Annotated in this window: 19 protein-coding genes and 1 pseudogene; 15 read left to right on the forward strand and 5 right to left on the reverse strand. The window is 45.7% G+C overall.

The window, feature by feature from the left end; genetic code table 11:
- Positions 1-7: 7 nt before the first annotated feature.
- Positions 8-709, reverse strand: a complete 702-nt coding sequence (locus J2T16_RS00775) for a cyclic nucleotide-binding domain-containing protein (protein WP_154890554.1) — start codon at positions 707-709, stop codon at positions 8-10.
- A gap of 57 nt (positions 710-766) precedes the next feature.
- Here J2T16_RS00775 and J2T16_RS00780 point away from each other — a divergent pair, with 57 nt between their 5' ends.
- The 3 genes from J2T16_RS00780 (at position 767) to J2T16_RS00790 (ending at position 4,143) form a co-directional block, all read left to right on the forward strand.
- Entirely contained in the window at positions 767-1,516 is a 750-nt protein-coding gene (locus tag J2T16_RS00780) for a YwiC-like family protein (RefSeq protein ID WP_154890553.1), read from the forward strand.
- A 713-nt stretch (positions 1,517-2,229) separates the two neighbouring features.
- Complete coding sequence (locus J2T16_RS00785) at positions 2,230-3,225, forward strand: glycoside hydrolase family 43 protein (protein ID WP_154890552.1); 996 nt, start codon at positions 2,230-2,232, stop codon at positions 3,223-3,225.
- Positions 3,226-3,417: 192 nt separating this feature from the next.
- Positions 3,418-4,143: a ZIP family metal transporter gene (locus tag J2T16_RS00790; RefSeq protein WP_499017886.1), complete on the forward strand. Its 726-nt coding sequence runs from the start codon at positions 3,418-3,420 to the stop codon at positions 4,141-4,143.
- Positions 4,144-4,296: 153 nt separating this feature from the next.
- On the opposite strand, the gene J2T16_RS00795 is transcribed toward J2T16_RS00790, so the two are convergent.
- From J2T16_RS00795 to J2T16_RS00805, 3 genes are all read right to left on the reverse strand, one after another.
- Positions 4,297-4,722, reverse strand: a complete 426-nt coding sequence (locus J2T16_RS00795) for a YlbF/YmcA family competence regulator (RefSeq protein ID WP_154890551.1) — start codon at positions 4,720-4,722, stop codon at positions 4,297-4,299.
- A gap of 120 nt (positions 4,723-4,842) precedes the next feature.
- Positions 4,843-5,526 (reverse strand): cyclic nucleotide-binding domain-containing protein, encoded by a 684-nt coding sequence (locus J2T16_RS00800; RefSeq protein ID WP_154890550.1) that lies wholly within the window; start codon positions 5,524-5,526, stop codon positions 4,843-4,845.
- 23 nt (positions 5,527-5,549) lie between these two features.
- Complete coding sequence (locus J2T16_RS00805) at positions 5,550-6,542, reverse strand: multicopper oxidase domain-containing protein (RefSeq protein ID WP_154957522.1); 993 nt, start codon at positions 6,540-6,542, stop codon at positions 5,550-5,552.
- 282 nt (positions 6,543-6,824) lie between these two features.
- Between J2T16_RS00805 and J2T16_RS00810 the strand changes: the two genes are divergently transcribed.
- From J2T16_RS00810 to J2T16_RS00840, 7 genes are all read left to right on the forward strand, one after another.
- Complete coding sequence (locus tag J2T16_RS00810; protein WP_154890548.1) at positions 6,825-7,433, forward strand: FmdB family zinc ribbon protein; 609 nt, start codon at positions 6,825-6,827, stop codon at positions 7,431-7,433.
- Between the two features lie 30 nt (positions 7,434-7,463).
- On the forward strand, positions 7,464-8,114 hold the full coding sequence (locus J2T16_RS00815; protein ID WP_154890547.1) for a hypothetical protein: 651 nt from the start codon (positions 7,464-7,466) through the stop codon (positions 8,112-8,114).
- The gene (locus J2T16_RS00820; protein ID WP_154890546.1) at positions 8,111-8,671 is read left to right on the forward strand and encodes a hypothetical protein; all 561 of its coding nucleotides are present in this window, start codon (positions 8,111-8,113) and stop codon (positions 8,669-8,671) included. The genes J2T16_RS00815 and J2T16_RS00820 overlap by 4 nt, the downstream gene beginning before the upstream one ends.
- An 80-nt stretch (positions 8,672-8,751) precedes the next feature.
- Positions 8,752-9,483: an SMI1/KNR4 family protein gene (locus tag J2T16_RS00825; RefSeq protein ID WP_186809725.1), complete on the forward strand. Its 732-nt coding sequence runs from the start codon at positions 8,752-8,754 to the stop codon at positions 9,481-9,483.
- 26 nt (positions 9,484-9,509) lie between these two features.
- Positions 9,510-10,811: a hypothetical protein gene (locus J2T16_RS00830; protein WP_154890544.1), complete on the forward strand. Its 1,302-nt coding sequence runs from the start codon at positions 9,510-9,512 to the stop codon at positions 10,809-10,811.
- Positions 10,812-10,866: 55 nt separating this feature from the next.
- Entirely contained in the window at positions 10,867-11,313 is a 447-nt protein-coding gene (locus J2T16_RS00835) for a hypothetical protein (RefSeq protein WP_154890543.1), read from the forward strand.
- Positions 11,310-11,921, forward strand: coding sequence for an SMI1/KNR4 family protein (locus tag J2T16_RS00840; protein ID WP_186809724.1), 612 nt, complete (start codon positions 11,310-11,312; stop codon positions 11,919-11,921). The genes J2T16_RS00835 and J2T16_RS00840 overlap by 4 nt, the downstream gene beginning before the upstream one ends.
- Positions 11,922-12,034: 113 nt before the next feature.
- Here J2T16_RS00840 and J2T16_RS00845 read toward each other — a convergent pair whose 3' ends face one another.
- Entirely contained in the window at positions 12,035-12,349 is a 315-nt protein-coding gene (locus J2T16_RS00845) for a hypothetical protein (protein ID WP_186809723.1), read from the reverse strand.
- 182 nt (positions 12,350-12,531) lie between these two features.
- Between J2T16_RS00845 and J2T16_RS00850 the strand changes: the two are divergent.
- The 5 genes and pseudogenes from J2T16_RS00850 to J2T16_RS00870 all read left to right on the forward strand — a co-directional run.
- Positions 12,532-13,048 (forward strand): annotated as a pseudogene (locus tag J2T16_RS00850) (cupin domain-containing protein); the annotation flags it as partial.
- 568 nt (positions 13,049-13,616) lie between these two features.
- Entirely contained in the window at positions 13,617-14,063 is a 447-nt protein-coding gene (locus J2T16_RS00855; protein ID WP_499017485.1) for a carboxymuconolactone decarboxylase family protein, read from the forward strand.
- A gap of 55 nt (positions 14,064-14,118) precedes the next feature.
- Positions 14,119-15,063 (forward strand): sigma-70 family RNA polymerase sigma factor, encoded by a 945-nt coding sequence (locus J2T16_RS00860; RefSeq protein ID WP_499017487.1) that lies wholly within the window; start codon positions 14,119-14,121, stop codon positions 15,061-15,063.
- Positions 15,064-15,295: 232 nt separating this feature from the next.
- Entirely contained in the window at positions 15,296-16,012 is a 717-nt protein-coding gene (locus J2T16_RS00865; protein ID WP_499017489.1) for a DUF1361 domain-containing protein, read from the forward strand.
- A gap of 10 nt (positions 16,013-16,022) precedes the next feature.
- A complete protein-coding gene (locus J2T16_RS00870) occupies positions 16,023-17,045 on the forward strand; it encodes a serine hydrolase domain-containing protein (RefSeq protein ID WP_499017491.1) in 1,023 nt (340 codons plus the stop codon).
- Positions 17,046-17,111: the final 66 nt, after the last annotated feature.

The following is a 17,111-nucleotide window of genomic DNA, read 5'->3' on the forward strand; positions in this document are numbered from 1 at the left end:
GTTATGCTCAGGCGTCTCGTTGTTCCTTTAAAGCCTGCAAGTTATGAATGATAATTCGACTACGATCAACCTCAAGCAGCTCATCTTTGGAGAGCTGGTTCAGCAATCGATTGGCCGTTTCCCGAGTCGTTCCAATGGAATTGGCAAATTCCTGGTGGGTCATGGGCAGATTGATGACGATCTTGTCCGCTTGCTGCTGACCATGTTGCTCTGCCAGCATGAGAAGGAAGGAGAGCACACGATTACGCACATCCTGACCGGAAAGCACTTGTAACTTATCTTGTAATTCGCGTATTTTATCGCCAAGTACACGCATAATTTTGATGGCAATGGAAGGTGTGCTGAGCATGAGCCGTTCAAAATGACGGACAGGAATCGCTAGCAGACTTGTCGGCGTAATCGCAACAGCGGTAGCGGGGTATGGATGCGCATTGAAAAATCCGGTATGTGGGAACATATCTCCTGTTTTGAGAAAGGAGACAATCTGTTCATGTCCGTTCTCGTCTGTTTTGTACGCTTTGACAATGCCGGTACGGATGAAGAAGACCGCTTCTTTTTCACTGCCTTCACTAAAGATCACTGTTTTTTTGCTGATGCTGCGGGATATGGCGATTTCTTCAACTTGTTTCAACTCTTCAGGGCTGAGATCCTGAAATATAGGGAATTGCTGCAGAAATTCAGCTGCGTTTTCTTTATTTACCCGGGTCATACGAGTTTCATCCTCTCTAAAGCTCTAATTTTGTAATGGTAAATCGGATAGGAGGTTATGATTGAATTGAAAATCAATGCAAGTACGAATCTAAAACCAATCGTTATCCCTCATGAGCACGGTGGGTGGGCGATGGTTAGTGTGCCCTTCCTCGTCGGTGTGGCGGCAAGTAGTCCCCAGTGGCTTCATGTGCCTCTGTTCATAGCCTGGCTTGGCCTATATCTGACCGCATATCCTTTGCTGCAATCGCTCAAACGAAACGCGAATCGGCATCGCTTGTACACATGGGCCGCCATATACGGCACGGTAGCTTTGGTCTGTCTCATACCGGCCGTCGTTGGGCAATCCTCGCTGTTATGGTTTGGCCCTATGCTCGTAGGCCTACTCCTGGTTAACATCTGGCATGTGAGACATAGGGCAGAAAGGTCACTGACCAATGACCTTTGTGCGATGTTAGTGTTCTCCCTTGGCGGAGCAGCAGCTTATTTAATTGGCAGTGGTGAATGGGATTATGGGATGTTGATCGTTGTATTATTTTCCTTTTTACATTTTACAGGAAGTACGTTCTTTGTGAAATCTGTCTTTCGGGAACGCAACAATCCTCGCTGGATCAGGTTGTCACGTCTTGTGCATGTTATACTGTTATTCATTCCGGCTATCGTTGGGTATCCATGGATGGGGCTGGCCTTCGTCTATTCTGCTGCGAGAGCGTTCCGATACGCAGGTCAAACTCTGCGTCCTATGAAGGTGGGCATCATTGAGATTATTGGAGCGGTGCAGTTCCTGCTCTGGTTTATCCTGCTATAAATCACATCATGTTATCATAACGTGATTTAAGTCCACATCAGGTGACATAGGTCACATCGTCATCGGATTGACATGGAATGATGCTAAACGTTTACTAACCATGAAGACATGCCCAGGGACAAGAACATATTCCCATTGAAGTCGCTATTCAAAAAAACGTTAGAGGACAGATCGTTTACAGCGATCAGTCCTCTAACGTTTTATGCCTACCACGACAGACTGCCAAAGGTTGACGCCGGAATCAGCAATAAAGCATATATCCGTTTTTACAACCAATATCGACCCAAAAATGTTCACCCAAGTAAGTAAAACGCGAGCAATAGGTGTTTATTTCCAGTATAATTGGATAGGGGGAATTATACATTTTTTCGGGGGAAGATCTTAAGTATGAGTATAGGAAAGAACAAGCGGATCTAGTACAATTACACTAGATATTGTAAGCGCTTGCTTTGATTTCAGAGGGAGGTACGCTGCATTCAATGAATTACCGTAATCCCGTAATCGCCGGATATTTGAGCACTATTTCGGGACCGAGCAGGAAGGCCTACACGCTGGACGATGAGGGGCCAACCATGTTCGCGTGCCTCACCAGTACTATCTCATGATGGAGACGGTCTTAGTTCTGAACTTCACGCCTCGGGCAACGGTATAAAGAACGCTAGTCCTGCTTATTATGAAGGATTCTATTATTCCAATACCAAAGGAGATGCCTTATGAACCAACAACATTTACCTAAGCCCCACCAGCCGCTTGTAACCCACATCTTCACTGCGGACCCGTCCGCCCATGTCTACGAGGGCAAAATCTATATCTATCCTTCCCATGACCTTGATCATGACGAGCCGAGCAACGATAACGGTGACCAGTATAAAATGGAAGACTATCATGTGCTCTCGATGGACAACTTCGATTCCCCGGTAGTCGATCACGGCGAAGCGTTGCATCTGAGAGATATTCCGTGGGCTTCCAAGCAGCTCTGGGCTCCGGATGCCGCTTATAAGAACAATACCTATTACCTGTTCTTCCCGGCACGTGATCATGACGACATCTTCCGTCTGGGTGTGGCAACATCAGAGTCTCCGGCAGGACCGTTCACGCCGCAGCCGAATTACATGGAAGGCAGCTTCAGTATCGATCCGGCCGTACTGGTGGATGACGACAATCAGTCATACATCTATTTCGGCGGACTCTGGGGCGGCCAGCTGGAGAAATGGCAAACCGGAAGCTTCGTACCAGATGCAGAAGGACCGGCTCCTGACCAGCCGGCGCTTGGACCGCAAGTTGCCCTGCTCAGCGACGACATGCTGTCCTTCCAGGATAAACCTGTCGAGATATCCATTGTCGATGAAGATGGGAATCCAATTCTGGCCGGAGATGAGGAACGGAGATATTTTGAAGGCCCATGGATGCATAAATATAACGGCTATTACTACCTATCCTACTCTACAGGAAGCACGCATAAGCTCGTATATGCGATCGGCAAGAACCCGATGGGGCCGTTCACATTCAAGGGTGAGATTCTCTCTCCGGTTATCGGCTGGACAACCCACCATTCCATTGTGCAAGTCGAAGACAAGTGGTATCTGTTCTATCACGACAGCTCCCTGTCGGAAGGCGTCAACCATAAGCGCTGCGTTAAATATTCCGAGTTGAAATACAACGAAGACGGAACGATCCAGAAGATCAATCCTTATCCGGATGCCGAGTAAGCTGGCGGGTTAGCGGAAACAGATCAGATTACAAGATACGGCATGACATGAGGCAGCTCCTGACGGGGCTGCTTTCTTTAGCATACAGCGCAGTCTGAAAATAGAATCTATTGAAACAGGTGATTGTTTTTAATCTGTCACGCCGGGTTAATGGGAGATAAAACGATCTGGAAAAAGGGAGGGCCTACCCAAATGTGGACTGCATTGATGTGGGGCGGCATCTCCGCCTCAGCGGTTGTAATTGGTGCTCTTGCCGCATTATTCATGAAGATTCCGAAAAGGGTTATCGGTTGGATTATGGCTTTTGGAACAGGCACGCTGATTGGTGCAGCAACGTTTGAGCTTCTTGGAGATGCATTGAATGATGGAGGCATGTTGCCAACTGCTGTCGGTTTTACCGCAGGAGCTGTGGTGTATACCCTGTTTGATTGGCTCATCTCGGCCAAAGGCGGGTCCAATCGGAAACGTTCCAGCAAAAAAGATTCAAGCCAGCAAAGTGGACTCGGCATATTTGCAGGCACAGTGATGGATGCCATTCCCGAATCGATCATGCTGGGTGCCAGTTTGCTAGCAGGTAAAGGTGTCAGTGTGGTGCTGGTGGTATCGATCTTTGTCAGCAATATTCCTGAAGGGTTGTCCAGTACGGCAGGACTGAAAAATAGCAAATATAGCAAAGGCAAAATTCTACTGATGTGGCTTGGTGTATTGCTGATCTCTGCCCTTGCCGCAATGGGCGGGTATCTATTTCTGGAACAGCTTCCGAAAGAGATCGGAGCAGCGATTGGCGCTTTTGCCGGAGGGGGTATCATAGCTATGCTTTGTTCAACAATGATGCCTGAGGCTTTTGAAGAAGGAGGGCCTGTGGTAGGGTTGATCGCATCAATGGGACTGCTGGTGTCCTTGATGCTGGATATTTAGTTTGGGTGTACTCTGAAACATCATATAAAACTCTTATCGCATCAAACCGAAGTCTGAATCTATCAAAGCAAAAGAGTATCCTAATCAGTTCAATTCTGAATGGGATACTCTTTTCTTATAGATTGATGATGGAGTTTCAACTTTATATTGAAATTAATGACCCGAGCAGCTTCCACCGCAACCACAGGCTTCTTTACCTAGTTCTTTGGCTTCTGGTAGCCGATTCAATTCAACGGATTTAGTAAAATAGTTGCTGATCTGCTGATGCAATTGGCTGAATTCACGCTGTGCATAGATAAATCTGCGAATCAGCGGATGATCGTAAAGCGCACGTTCTTCCTCTTCGTAGATTTTAATCTCGGATTCGAGCAACTCAATATTTTGACGTTCTTTCTCTTCAAGGGCCTGATGTTTCTCCATGAAGCGTTCATACTGCTCTGTCGCTTGTTCATCTGCGGCAAATTGGTCGATCATCTCACGCATCTCTTTGTAGCCTTCATCCTGTAATAATAGGGAGCATAGCTCCTGCATTTTATGCATAATGAGTTGTTTGTCCAATTTAACAACGGTAGTCGTCATAAGGTTAGCCTCCTGAAAATTCTTTTCTTGTTATTCACTTTATACTGTAAATCAGACGTTCACTGTGACGATACTCACAACCTGGGTTAAATAGTTTACATATGCAAGCAGACGAATCGATCAGGAGATCATATCTTTCAACTCCTGTAGCTGCAGAATCCGAATCTCATTGCCGTTTACTTGAAGCAGCATTTGATGTTGCATCATGTTTAATTTCCGGCTTAACGTCTCTGGAGTAATTCCTAAGAGCAAGGCTATATCCTTTTTGAAAACAGGCAGTCGGATCTCAGGGTTGGCATGATTCCGGTTATGGAAATCAAGAAGAAGCTTTGCAATTTTTTGCTCCGTCGTCATAGCGCTGAGGGAGCTGTTCCACTCGTCGGTTTCATTGAGCAGACGGGTGATGGCAAGCAGGAAATGGTAAGCAAGTTTGGGGTCTTGCTCAAGTAATTGGTCGAAATCCTCTTTGCGGATAGAACATATCGACGAGGTCTCAAGAACCTCCGCATTCGATTGATGCGGTGTCTGATGCAGTAATGAATTCTGTCCGAAAAAATCACCGGAGAACAGGAAGCGAATAATATGTTCTTTGCCATTCTCATTATACTTGGAGAGCTTTACACTGCCCTGATGTATCACAAAGAGGGTGTCTGAACGTTCGCCTTCCTGCACGATATATTCTCCTTTATGATATTTTTGGGTATGGAGAAGCGAGGTCAGCAATGTAGCGTCCGCAGGGTCCAGATGCTGAAAAAGCGAAACTTTGGTGAAACAGGCATCGTTTTTTCCATGGGTACAGATCATTTCTTAGTCACCTCTTTGTATATTTAATGAGCCATGGTCTTACCACCGTGATTTTTACCATCTTTCGTGACACGGAGCACGGCAGAAGCACCTTTGTCTACATGTTTGAATTGGTGGGTTACGATGGGATAGTCACCTTCCTCAGTGACGGTAAACTCGACAACCGCTCCTCCGCTGGCAGGTAGCATAACGGTCTGAATACCATACTCGATGTTTCTTGGATTGCCGTCCTTGTATACACGATCCATAATCGTCCCTACGACATGGAAGGAAGAGACTTCATTTGGACCAGCGTTACTAACATAAATGCGAACGGTATCTCCTACTTTGGCAAGTAGCGGATGTTCTTTAAGAGTATAGGTATTGCCATTAAAAACAACATACTCAGGTTCCCCGTTAACAAAAGAATTGTAATCGTGCTCTTTGTACCATTCGCTTTGCACAAGGGTATACGAACGATCAACGAGGTGATCCGAAGGATATCCTGCTTTGGGCTCAACAATGATCATTCCGTACATGCCATTGGCAATGTGAGCTAGGGTTGGTTTGCTACCGCAGTGATACATAAATACGCCAGGATTGGAGGCCGGATAAGTGAAAGTACCTTCTTCCCCCGGCATGACATCAATGAATTTACTGCTCGGAGAAGCATGAACGGCATGCATGTCCATCGAGTGATTCATGCGCGTATCTTTATTTTTCAACGTAAAAACGATCGTGTCGCCCTCCTTCACACGCAGGACTGGGCCAGGTGACGTTCCATTAAACGTCCAGGCGTTATAGATGACTCCTTTTGAAATTTCAATATCTGTCACTTGAGAGGTCATTTCGATATATACGGTGTGGCCATCTCTGCGTATAACCGGATCAACGGGCGGCTGGCTGGGTGCAGTGCTTGAAAAGGCTTCTTCATTTTGGCTCTGCTGAATTGGACTTGTCGAACTGCAATGAGAGAGTGCAGCAGTAAAGATGGTCAGGATCAGCGTGTATTTATAAATGTTGGGAAACGAGAGCATAGATTCACAACCTTTCAATTAGCAAGTGATGATTTTCACAAAAACGAACTTGTGCAAGTAATATTTCAGGAATCTCCTAAGTCCAGATTACGATATCGATGGGATCATCGGTGTGATGAAGCACACATTTGTGTAGGACTAAGGGCGTTATTTTTAGACAATGCGCCAGCATTTGTTGTGCTTGGGTAAAGAGTTTCATATAATTTTATTAACGGCTCATTTGGAACAATGTGGGATAAACGACTGTTTCAGCGTAAGGTTCAATGAAAGGAGAGGGTTATTGTGAAACGTTTCGAAGACGAGGGGGCATACAAATACAGCTTTTATTCTGTGCTTTACCGGGGAGAGCGAGTTGAAGTCAAATGTCCAGAATGCGGCGGGTACGCTTACATAGAACGCTCTAATGGAAAAGTGCAGTGGAGATGTAGTCAGTGCTACGCTCATGCAGTCAAAGAAGCTGACTACGAGTATGCAGCTAAGGGATATTGTACAGTATGTGAGCGGTGGTTTACGGTGCTGGTAACAGATGAGAAGATGACCCCTCATCCGCTAGTCCATATTACATGTCCACACTGCGGGGCGAACAATCGAGCTACACTGCACAAAAGGCAGGTCAGTCGAGGTTATTACAACGAAATTCAAAAGGGCAGGGACCCGCTTTTTGGTCTGGAACTCTATTTTCTGGACCACATTCGAGGCAAACAGATCTGGGCGGTCAATCGGAAACATCTCAATTATCTTCTGCAGTATGTATCGGCTGATTTACGTGTGAAATATGGAGGCAGATCTCAGAAGACTGCATCTCACAGTATTCCTGTCTACATCAAGGAGGCCAAGAACAGGGAAGCTGTAACCCGCGTGTTAACGAAGATGCAGCATAACTTCAGATAAATGATTATCATCAGGAACAGGGGAAAAAAGATGAATAAGCGAATTAAATTTAGTGTTTTTCTGTTTGTGTTTGCCATGATGTGCATACCTGCTTATTTTATTATGCAGACGTATGGTGTATTTCAAAAAGAAAAGGTGTTATCAGGCTACGCCGTTGCTGTGGATGTCGAAGGTAAATCTTATCAGACATGGCCGCTGATCAACGGATATACAGCAATGGACAAACGAGGAGACGACCGCCAGCTGTATTACCGTATTGACACGAGCGGTCTACAGTATTTGTTTCAATTGGCTTATAAGGAGTACGAAGTTCAACCGGGGGGAAACAACCCGTATTTAGCAGGTCAAATCGATTACTCGCAGAGCGATCATGTGTATGTGCGAAGCGAAAACAAATATACCAATGCGAATGACTTTGTTACGGTAATCACGCTGCTGGACCGTGAGGGAAAGATAATCTATACCTATGAACAAACGGGTAAAGGGGACGATAAGCTGGTGAAGTCTATCATTCATCAAGGCATGAGCCGGTCTAGCAATCGCGGCACGGAAGCCGCACGTGATCCCTACCTGAATATTACGGCGTTGTTTCGTGAAAAGCTGGGCATTGATGTAAAATTGACCGTGGATGATGAGCATAAGGTTGTCACAATTCGAATGAACAAAGTGGAGGCAAAATGATGAATATGTATGGTGTAGAGCATGGACCTGTATATCTGCAAGGGCTGACAAAGAGCGTGGCGGCAGAAAAAACACATGAAGTGGAATGGCAAGGAAAACTGCAAACCGGCGATGGACATGATCAGTTTCATATTTTTTATTATGGTGACCTGGATGAAGATGATCTGATTATGTGGCATGATATGACACCATTGTTGGTTTATGCAGAACACGCGGTTACTGGGGAACGCTATCTGCTCATTGATGCAGCGAAGCATGGTTACGATGCGATGGTGTGTGAGACGTATCCCGAGGAAGAATTGAACAACAGGCCGCTTCGTCCTTATCTTGACGTTGAGGGTGAGGATACATTTGAAGTATTTTTGACGGCATATTACAACGTGCCATGGGATGAAGAGTTTGGCGAGGATGTAGAGGCAGATGGGACGTATGAGCTGATTACAGGTGAACGTGTGCATTTCAATGAGGTAAAGCGTAATGGTTATGATGCTTTTGCCATCCGCATTCGTAATCGCAAAGGCGTAGAGACTGAAATCGTACAGGAAGAGTTGGCCTAATGTGTTTTGTCTATCCATCATCTTATGAATTTGATGATTCTAATGTTAGGAGCTGATGCTGAATGTATATCGTGTCTCACATGTTAAAGCCTGTTTCTCATCAGGAGTTGCAACAAGTGGAGCAAGAACACGCCGTTCGTCTGCCTTTGGCTTATCAGCGCTGGCTGCAACAATACGGAGAAGGAACTTATTCAGGCTGGATGAACATTCAGCGGCCGGATCCTGAAGTTTTAAAACCATTTGCAGCATATGATCTTTGGGAGCATACGGAAGCAACGGTCATCAGCCAGTCCCAATTGCAAGAGTGCATTAGCATTGGAAGTTCAGTAGACGGCGATTTCCTGGTTATTCATGCAGATGTGGAAGGTCTAATTTGGCTCCCGCGGCATGATGAACAGATTACGGTATGGCCGTCGAACGAGGTGTCTTTCGCTGATATTCTTGACCATATTTACTGCGGATATTACCACAGGGATGAGCCGTTCAGACCAGCGTATTTCGAACCGTGGAACGAGGAGAGGCAACATATTTTTTATCATTTTACGGGAAAAGAGAACGGAGCATCAATGAAAGAACTGGTAGATCTGTGCGAGTCGCACCTTTCATGGGATCTGGTCATTGATAATGAATATACATGCAAGCTGTTCAGCGCCATGATTGGCGGGTATGTTCGTTTTAATATGGCGAGTGAGCGCGAAATAGGTTTATTTTATGAAAAAATTAATCATGCAACGGAGGCGCAAGAAGCGCAGCAGCAGGTGCAGGCGATACAACAGTTTTTGCAGGCACATCATTGCACTGCATTGGAATAGAGAACAGCAGAGGGCGAGGGGATTTTATGGTTTGGCTGGATACAGAAATTGCAGAACAGTGGCGTAAGGAAGGCAAGCGGTATGCCAGCGATGTAAATGCATTTGTACATAGAATTCTTCAGGGAGAGCATCCGGATGAATCTGAACTGGCAGATGATGCCCGGCATTCGCTCAGTTCCAAAGTGATGAAAATGGTGAAACAGGCTAATCTTCAGGGTGAAGTGAAGCGACTTCGAGAAGAATTGCCTGCGGCCACGTGGCCGCTGAGCAATCATTTTCAGGATTCTATGCAGGCCGTGCAAGCTGTATGTTACCTGAATGAGGATACGATGCTCTGTAATACAGGAGTATTGTCGAATAACGGGCAGGTATATACGATGGATCAGCAGGGATGGTGGTGTAGTCCAGATTACACCATGGCAGGCTGTTCAGCGGTCGGCGGTTACGTTGCTCTGGCGAGTCATGAAGGTATTCGCGTCATTCGTGAACCAGACCGCAAGCTGGAAGGAGAGCAAGTCGCATACTACCCATGGGACAAGATCAAAGATCGAATCAAAGCTCAATTGCCTGAAATTGAATCCCTGGCAGATACGATACATCCCGAGAACACGATTGAAAAGCTGATCCCCATGGATCAAGGACAGGCGCTGCTGCTTCAATCCCGGTACGGCATCTATCTGATAGAGCGGGAACAGGTGGTCATTCTTCATCCCGATGTGGCGGAGATTCAGGAGTACGAATATGAAGACACCCATCTTTCTATGGGACATACCGCAGTATCTTCGGATGAGCGCTGGATTGCCTGGGGAAGCCAGATGAGTAGCCATACGGTGCTGGATCGGGAAAGTAACAAGACGTATCAGGTGGAGCCGGAGTCGAGTTATCCGCACTGTGCGGCATTCAGTCAGGACAATCAAGTTGTCTGGTTTAACGCCTGCCATTTCTACAATGGAGTAACGATTCAAGTTCAGCTTGACAGCATTGCTGATCGTAAACAGGATGAAGAGTGGCCTATTATGGAAGAGAATGCTCGTGTGTATACCATGATTGAGATGGAGGCAGGCATGGTGATTGGTGATGCATACGGTTATTTGTATTGCATCAACCGCGAAGGCCAAGAGCTATGGCGCCATTTTGTGGGCTCAACGATCTGTTCTCTGGCTGTGTCACCTGAGCAGTCTCAGCTTGCTGTGGGAACATATGGCGGTATGTTGCACATCCTTGATCTGGGTTCGGAACGGATGGACGAATACGGAATTGGCACAGGTACGTTGCGTGAACGGGAGCGTTACGTATTATGGCGTGAACAGGAGCCGCTGCGCTGGTAGCATAGACTGGCAGGCCTTGAATGAATGAATTTGATTTTGCTAAAGGATGATGAGGGTGGAACGTCAAGAGGCTATAGTGTTGTTAAAATATCACGCCTTTGCTCACGATGATGTGAATCATCCGAAAATGGAACATGGCTTTCTCGGTAGCTTACGTCCGTTTCGCGGTCAATTGATTGAAGAGAACTTCCATGAATTAATGCGCATATTACGCACGCTCGCTCCAGATCTTTCACATGCAGCATTGGATCGGGAAGTAATCGCTTGCCTATGGAGCATTACTCATCTGGCGAGGGCTTGGGCGATTGAACCCGAGGGCATGCTTCGCAGTAATCATCTCATCTCAGATGAGCAGGTTGCAGTGATGGAGGAATGGCTTAATCTGTTCTCGTATGCAGTTATGATCCTGATTGAAGGCGGCGATGAACAAGAGGCGTTCTGGGGATATGAACAATATGTGTTGGACCGAAATGTGCAGAAAGGTGAAGGTGACGGGATATGAAGTCTGGAGTGGATACTGTTATCAATGATCTGCGGATAGAATTGAACCATCTGTTAGACCTGAAAATACAAGATGAAGAGATTCGGTCATTGTATGACACGTATCTTCAATTGTCAGGGGTATCCGAGGCGGAACTGGATCAGTTCGAGAAACAGTATGGGGTCCGTCTGCCCGTTGATTTCCGTGCTTTTTACCGCCATACGGATGGCAGTGGTTATGGTCTGCATATGTTGTACCCGGGGGATGTAGAGCAGGGGTCTTGTCAACCGTTCTATCTAATGTCACTTGATGAGATAGTCGAGACCAAACAATATTTCTGTGATGTGGACGAGAAGCTGGAGGAGCATTACGGGGATGAAGAGATTCGCCAGTTAGATCCTGAGATCAAACCGTATTTGTTCCATAAATCATGGATTCCTTTTGCCACAATGGCTGGAGGTTCGCTCTACTTGATGTTTGATTTTGATCCAGCAGAGGCGGGGACATACGGACAGATTATTATGTATGTGCATGATCCAGACTTTGTTTATTACGTTACATCATCGTTTACGGAGCTTCTCCGGATGTCTATCCGCAATTTGAATCTAATGGATGGGATTGAATACTAGAACCCTGAATGTTCGTTGTAAACTACGATGGATATAAAAAGATGAAATAACCAAAAGGCAGGAGCAATTTGAATAGCTCCTGCCTTTTGGCTAAAACGTAAAGCCTTCAGGCTCTACCACTGGAAAAAACGGTGACCATGAAATCCGCCGGGACCTCCGGGCCCACCCGGTCCGCCCGGTCCGCCATGGCCCCCGTGTCCTCCTGGACCGCCGCCGTGAGGGCCTCCCGGATATCCCGGATAATGTCCTGGATAACCACCATGCCACGATGGTCCAAATCCCCCAATAGGAAAAGGAAGAGGAAATGGCACTACCGGTGGATAAGGATAGGGGTAGGGATAAGGGTAAGGGGGTGGCGGTGGCGGATAATAAGGATAAGGATAGCCTACAGATTGCTGGGTTGATGATGCACCTGGAACATATGACATATCACAAGCCTCCAATGTCTGGATTGATGATATCAGCCTATGCGGATTCTTCACTCGCTGACACAGCAACTTAGCCCAGTAGAAATGGGCTCACCGATCTGGGCGCTAGGCATACGCTGAGGTATAGGGTACCACCTAAACCGAGAGCGAAGGGCAGGCGTTTTATTTTGGCAACCTCGTACATGGATTTCACTTTACCGACTACGCAGTTTACGTATGATCTGAGCAACAATCCGCTTTTCAAGAAAGATGAGCATAATTACATTAATGCACTTTCGGTTAAACAGCTCAATACGTTGGGCGACAGCTCTTTATTGGATATTTTTCTGAGTGCAGGCAATGTCGTCGAACCTCACATTCATCAGAACGCAGCCGAGCTTGTTTATTGCATCAGCGGTGCGGCGGTTGTTTCCCTCATTAACCCGTTCACGAATGAACTGCTTCATTTCCCCATTACACCAGGGCAGACCGCTAACGTACCGCAAGGATGGTGGCACTATGAAGTGGCGACGGCAGATCACACACATCTGCTCGCGATCTTTGATGCCCCTGTGCCTGAAGCGATCTTCGGCTCTGATATTTTGCGACTGACTCCCGCGAAAGTACTGGCTCACACCTATTGTCTGGATGAACATAAAGTGCAGGAAGTCTTGGCTCCAATTCAAAAAACGGTGATTATCGGCCCGCCAAAAGATTGTAAAACACAAGTTGCTCCTGCATCCAATCCTATGCCTAATGTGGGGCCAAATCTTCAACCTAACATCGAACCACTTCAAATCCAACCAAACATTCAACCGAATGTACAACCGAACTTACTGCCAAACATTCAATCGAACACGCAACCCAATGTTCAACCCAACATCCAGCCTAATGTACAGCCTAATACGCCACCCAACATCCAACCCAATATGCCTCCTTATGTAAATCGTCTTTCACATTGGGGTACTTGGGTAGATCCGCGTATTATCCACGAACCAGGATGCCCATACTATAGCGAAATCCCGGTGCAATTGAACTCAGATAATAAGGCGTAAATTGAATCATATTCCTCTATTTACTCTTGCTTGTACGAATCTATTTCGTATTTTGTTCTCATTACCGTGAGCTTTATGATAAGCAGATCTGGCATTATTACGATAAGGGCGTTCAACTCAGAGCGCCTTTTTTGTTTTTTAATCTTTTTTTCTCGCGAGATGTCACAAACTTCATACGTTATTTGTCTTCAGTATGTAGACCAAATGAGAGCTGATGATGGAGGAGAATGAATATGAATTTACGTATGAATTACAGAGCGGCGAACCCTGGTGCTTTCAAAGCTATGATGGCGTTGGAGCAATATGTATCCGGGCAATTTGAAGATAAGGTGTTATATGAGTTGTTGAAAATTCGTGTCTCTCAGATCAATGGCTGTGCCTTTTGTATAGATATGCATGCTAAAGACTTGATGAAGCTTGGCGATTATGGGGATCATATTCTTTTGCTCAGTGTGTGGCATGAAGTGCCTATATTTACGGAGAAACAACGTGTTATGCTTGAGATGGCCGAGGTTGTGACGCGAATATCGGAGCATGGGTTTCCACTTGAGCTGTATAATAAAATTCGTGAACACTTCAGCGAAACTGAAATCGTTAATTTGATTATGGCGATTAATTCAATCAACAGTTGGAACCGTATTGCCATTACGACAGGCATGTACCCAGGATGTTTTAACTAACATGATAAACGAGAAAAATAAACGATAAACGAACCAAGCCAGAGGAGGCGATCCTATGCAGTCCAATCCTAATTCTGATTATAATCAACGTAAGTATAGACCGGACCCGTCTTCTCTGGATGTTGGCGCATTGTATATACAGTATAAGAATTATGCCTTCTCGATCGCATATCGAATGCTGGGCAGTGTGACTGAGGCGGAAGATATCGTTCATGACTGCTTCGCAGAACTTCAAAGGTTGAGGAATCAGCTTATTCACCAACCCAAGTCTTACATCGGAAAACTCATCGTGAACCGCTGTTTGAATCTGCTGAACTCTGCTCGTAACCAGAGGGAGCATTATATCGGGGAATGGCTTCCCGAGCCGCTTGGTGTACATGAATTAGTCAATACGCCAGAGGAAGCGATACAGCAAAAAGAAATGATTTCGTACGCCTATCTAGTTATGCTTGAACGTCTGTCACCCCTGGAACGGGCTGTTTTTGTGCTACGTGAAGCCTTCGAGCATGACTATTCGGAGATTGCGGGATGGCTGGGGAAAACAGAAAGCAACTGTCGACAGATTTACAGTCGTGCCAGACGAAATTTGCCTGAACAACTTCCAGTGATAGAGCAAGCGAGCGCCAATTGGAAAACTAAAAAAGAAGTGCTTAGCCGTTTCACCACGGCATTTCTAGAACATGATGTTTCAGCTATGCTGGAGCTGTTGACAGATCAGCCTGTGTTCACAGCGGATGGCGGCGGCGTGACACGCACGATTATGCGAACAATGCATGTACATAAGGGTGTGCTCGCCATCCTTACCTCTCCTAGAGTGCTACGTTCGTTAAGAGAAAGAATGTGGGAGCCTGCATTCATTAATGGCGAGCCTCAGCTCGCTTTAATGAAAGATGGGCAGGTCACTGAAGTGTTATGTTTGGAAATGGATGCTTCAGGGAAGCGAATCCATGGCGTGTATCTCATTGTCAATCCAAACAAACTGGCAACTGTGCAATTATGAACTAATAATAGTAATGAAATGTTTAACTGTGACTACTTATTTAAGCGACATGATCCTTTTAAAAAGGACCGTCGCTTTTTTTGTTTTATATACCGTCTAATCTACTTTAGTTTCTCTATCATAAATTTGATTCTAGGTTTATACATGGTATGATCTAATAGATTTCAAAAATAGTAAATATATGCCATGAATGAAGTAGATTTTGAATTCAACACAAGTGAGGTTGTACGTATTGAGAAAACTAAATTATGTGCACATGTTTGTTTTTCTTAGTGCAATTACGGTTGGCACGCTGGGGTTGTATTACATAGCGGCCGACTGGCTGAATCAGCGTTATTTTCGTTTCCTAATCTGGAATTTGTTTTTGGGCTGGATTCCATTTGTATTCTCATCCCTAACCTATGGTTTGGGCCGTCTGAAATGGAAAGGAGCCATATGGATCGCAATACCGAGTGCGATGATGTGGCTGTTATTTTTCCCCAACTCTTCGTATATCGTTACGGATTTGCTTCACCTGACGTCAAGGAGTTCAAGGTATTTCTCTGGAAGCCTTGCCGAGTTTCACTATTGGTATGATCTGATGGTTGTGCTGATGTTTGTGTGGACAGGACTGCTGATCGGCTTCCTATCAATGTATCAGATTCAGGAAGTCATCTATGATCGGTTGGGACGTGCGGCGTCATGGATATTTGTACTGGGTGGAACAGCTCTTGGCAGTTATGGTGTTCTGCTTGGACGGGTTTATCGGTTAAACAGTTGGGATGCATTAACTAATCGCGAGTTGTTAATCAGGCTGATGCACGAAAGTGTTAGCCGGCCCTCCTTGGCGTTTTGTATGTTCTTTGGAACGTTTCTTCTTACTATCTATCTCACGTTATATTATTTGCTGAATGCGAGAGGGTCTGGACCAGATCAACGAAGTTTACAAACCAATGATAAGAAAGTGTAGGTGCTTCGATATGCTGGATGCAGTAAAGGTCAGGGAAAAAGTCAAAGAGGTTATGGAACAAAAAGATTTTTCGGGTGTTGTGCTGTGCAAACAGGAGGGGGAGACCCTTTTTCAGATGGTGCGAGGGTATGCGAACCGCAGTGATGAACTTCTGAATGATGTGAATACACGTTTTGGTATTGCTTCGGGTTGTAAGGTTTTTACAGCTGTAAGTATAGGTCAGTTGATTGAGCAAGGACATTTTACGTTAGACTCCAAATTAAAGGATGTCCTAAACCTTACGTTTCCGGCGTGGGATTCAGAGATCACAGTGCACCAATTGCTGACCCATACTTCTGGCGTACCGGATTATTTTGATGAGGATGTGATGGATGATTTTTCAGCGTTGTGGAGAGACAGACCCGTGTACGTGATGCGACAGCTCAGTGATTTTCTGCCTATGTTTCAACATCTGCCAATGAAGTCTGCTCCTGGTGAGAAATTTCATTATAACAATGCGGCATTTATCGTACTCGGACTCATTGTGGAGCAATACACTGGCTTGGCCTTTACAACATATGTGGAGGAACATATTTTCAAACGTGCGGGTATGCAAGATTCAGGTTATTTCCTGACAGATCAGCTTCCGCGTAACACAGCGATTGGATATATCGATGCTGACGACGGGACATGGACTAGTAATATTTTTTCGATCCCCGTTCAAGGTGGAGCAGATGGCGGAGCCTATGTAACCGCACCAGATATGATTCGTTTCTGGGATGCTCTGCTGGGGCATACGTTGCTCGGTGAGGAGATGACACGATATTTGTTGACGCCCTACGCGCGGGATGAGAACGAGGAATGTTATGGTTTGGGGATATGGCTGGAGTTACGTGAAAAAGAGATATTTAAGACTCATGTCATGGGTTTTGACCCAGGTGTTTCGTTTATGTCTGGCGTGTATCCCAAGCATGGGGTTCAACTTGTGGTTATTTCGAATCAGGAGTCAGGGCCTTATCCTATAACGTTGGCTGTAGAGGAAGCAATGGTGTAAAGGGAGAGTTGAGGTTGGAAAATATCGGATCGTAGACAATTGCCCTGAAACGGACAGAAGGGAGAA

Source organism: Paenibacillus intestini (genome assembly GCF_030803945.1).
GTDB classification, from domain to species: Bacteria; Bacillota; Bacilli; order Paenibacillales; family Paenibacillaceae; genus Paenibacillus; species Paenibacillus polysaccharolyticus.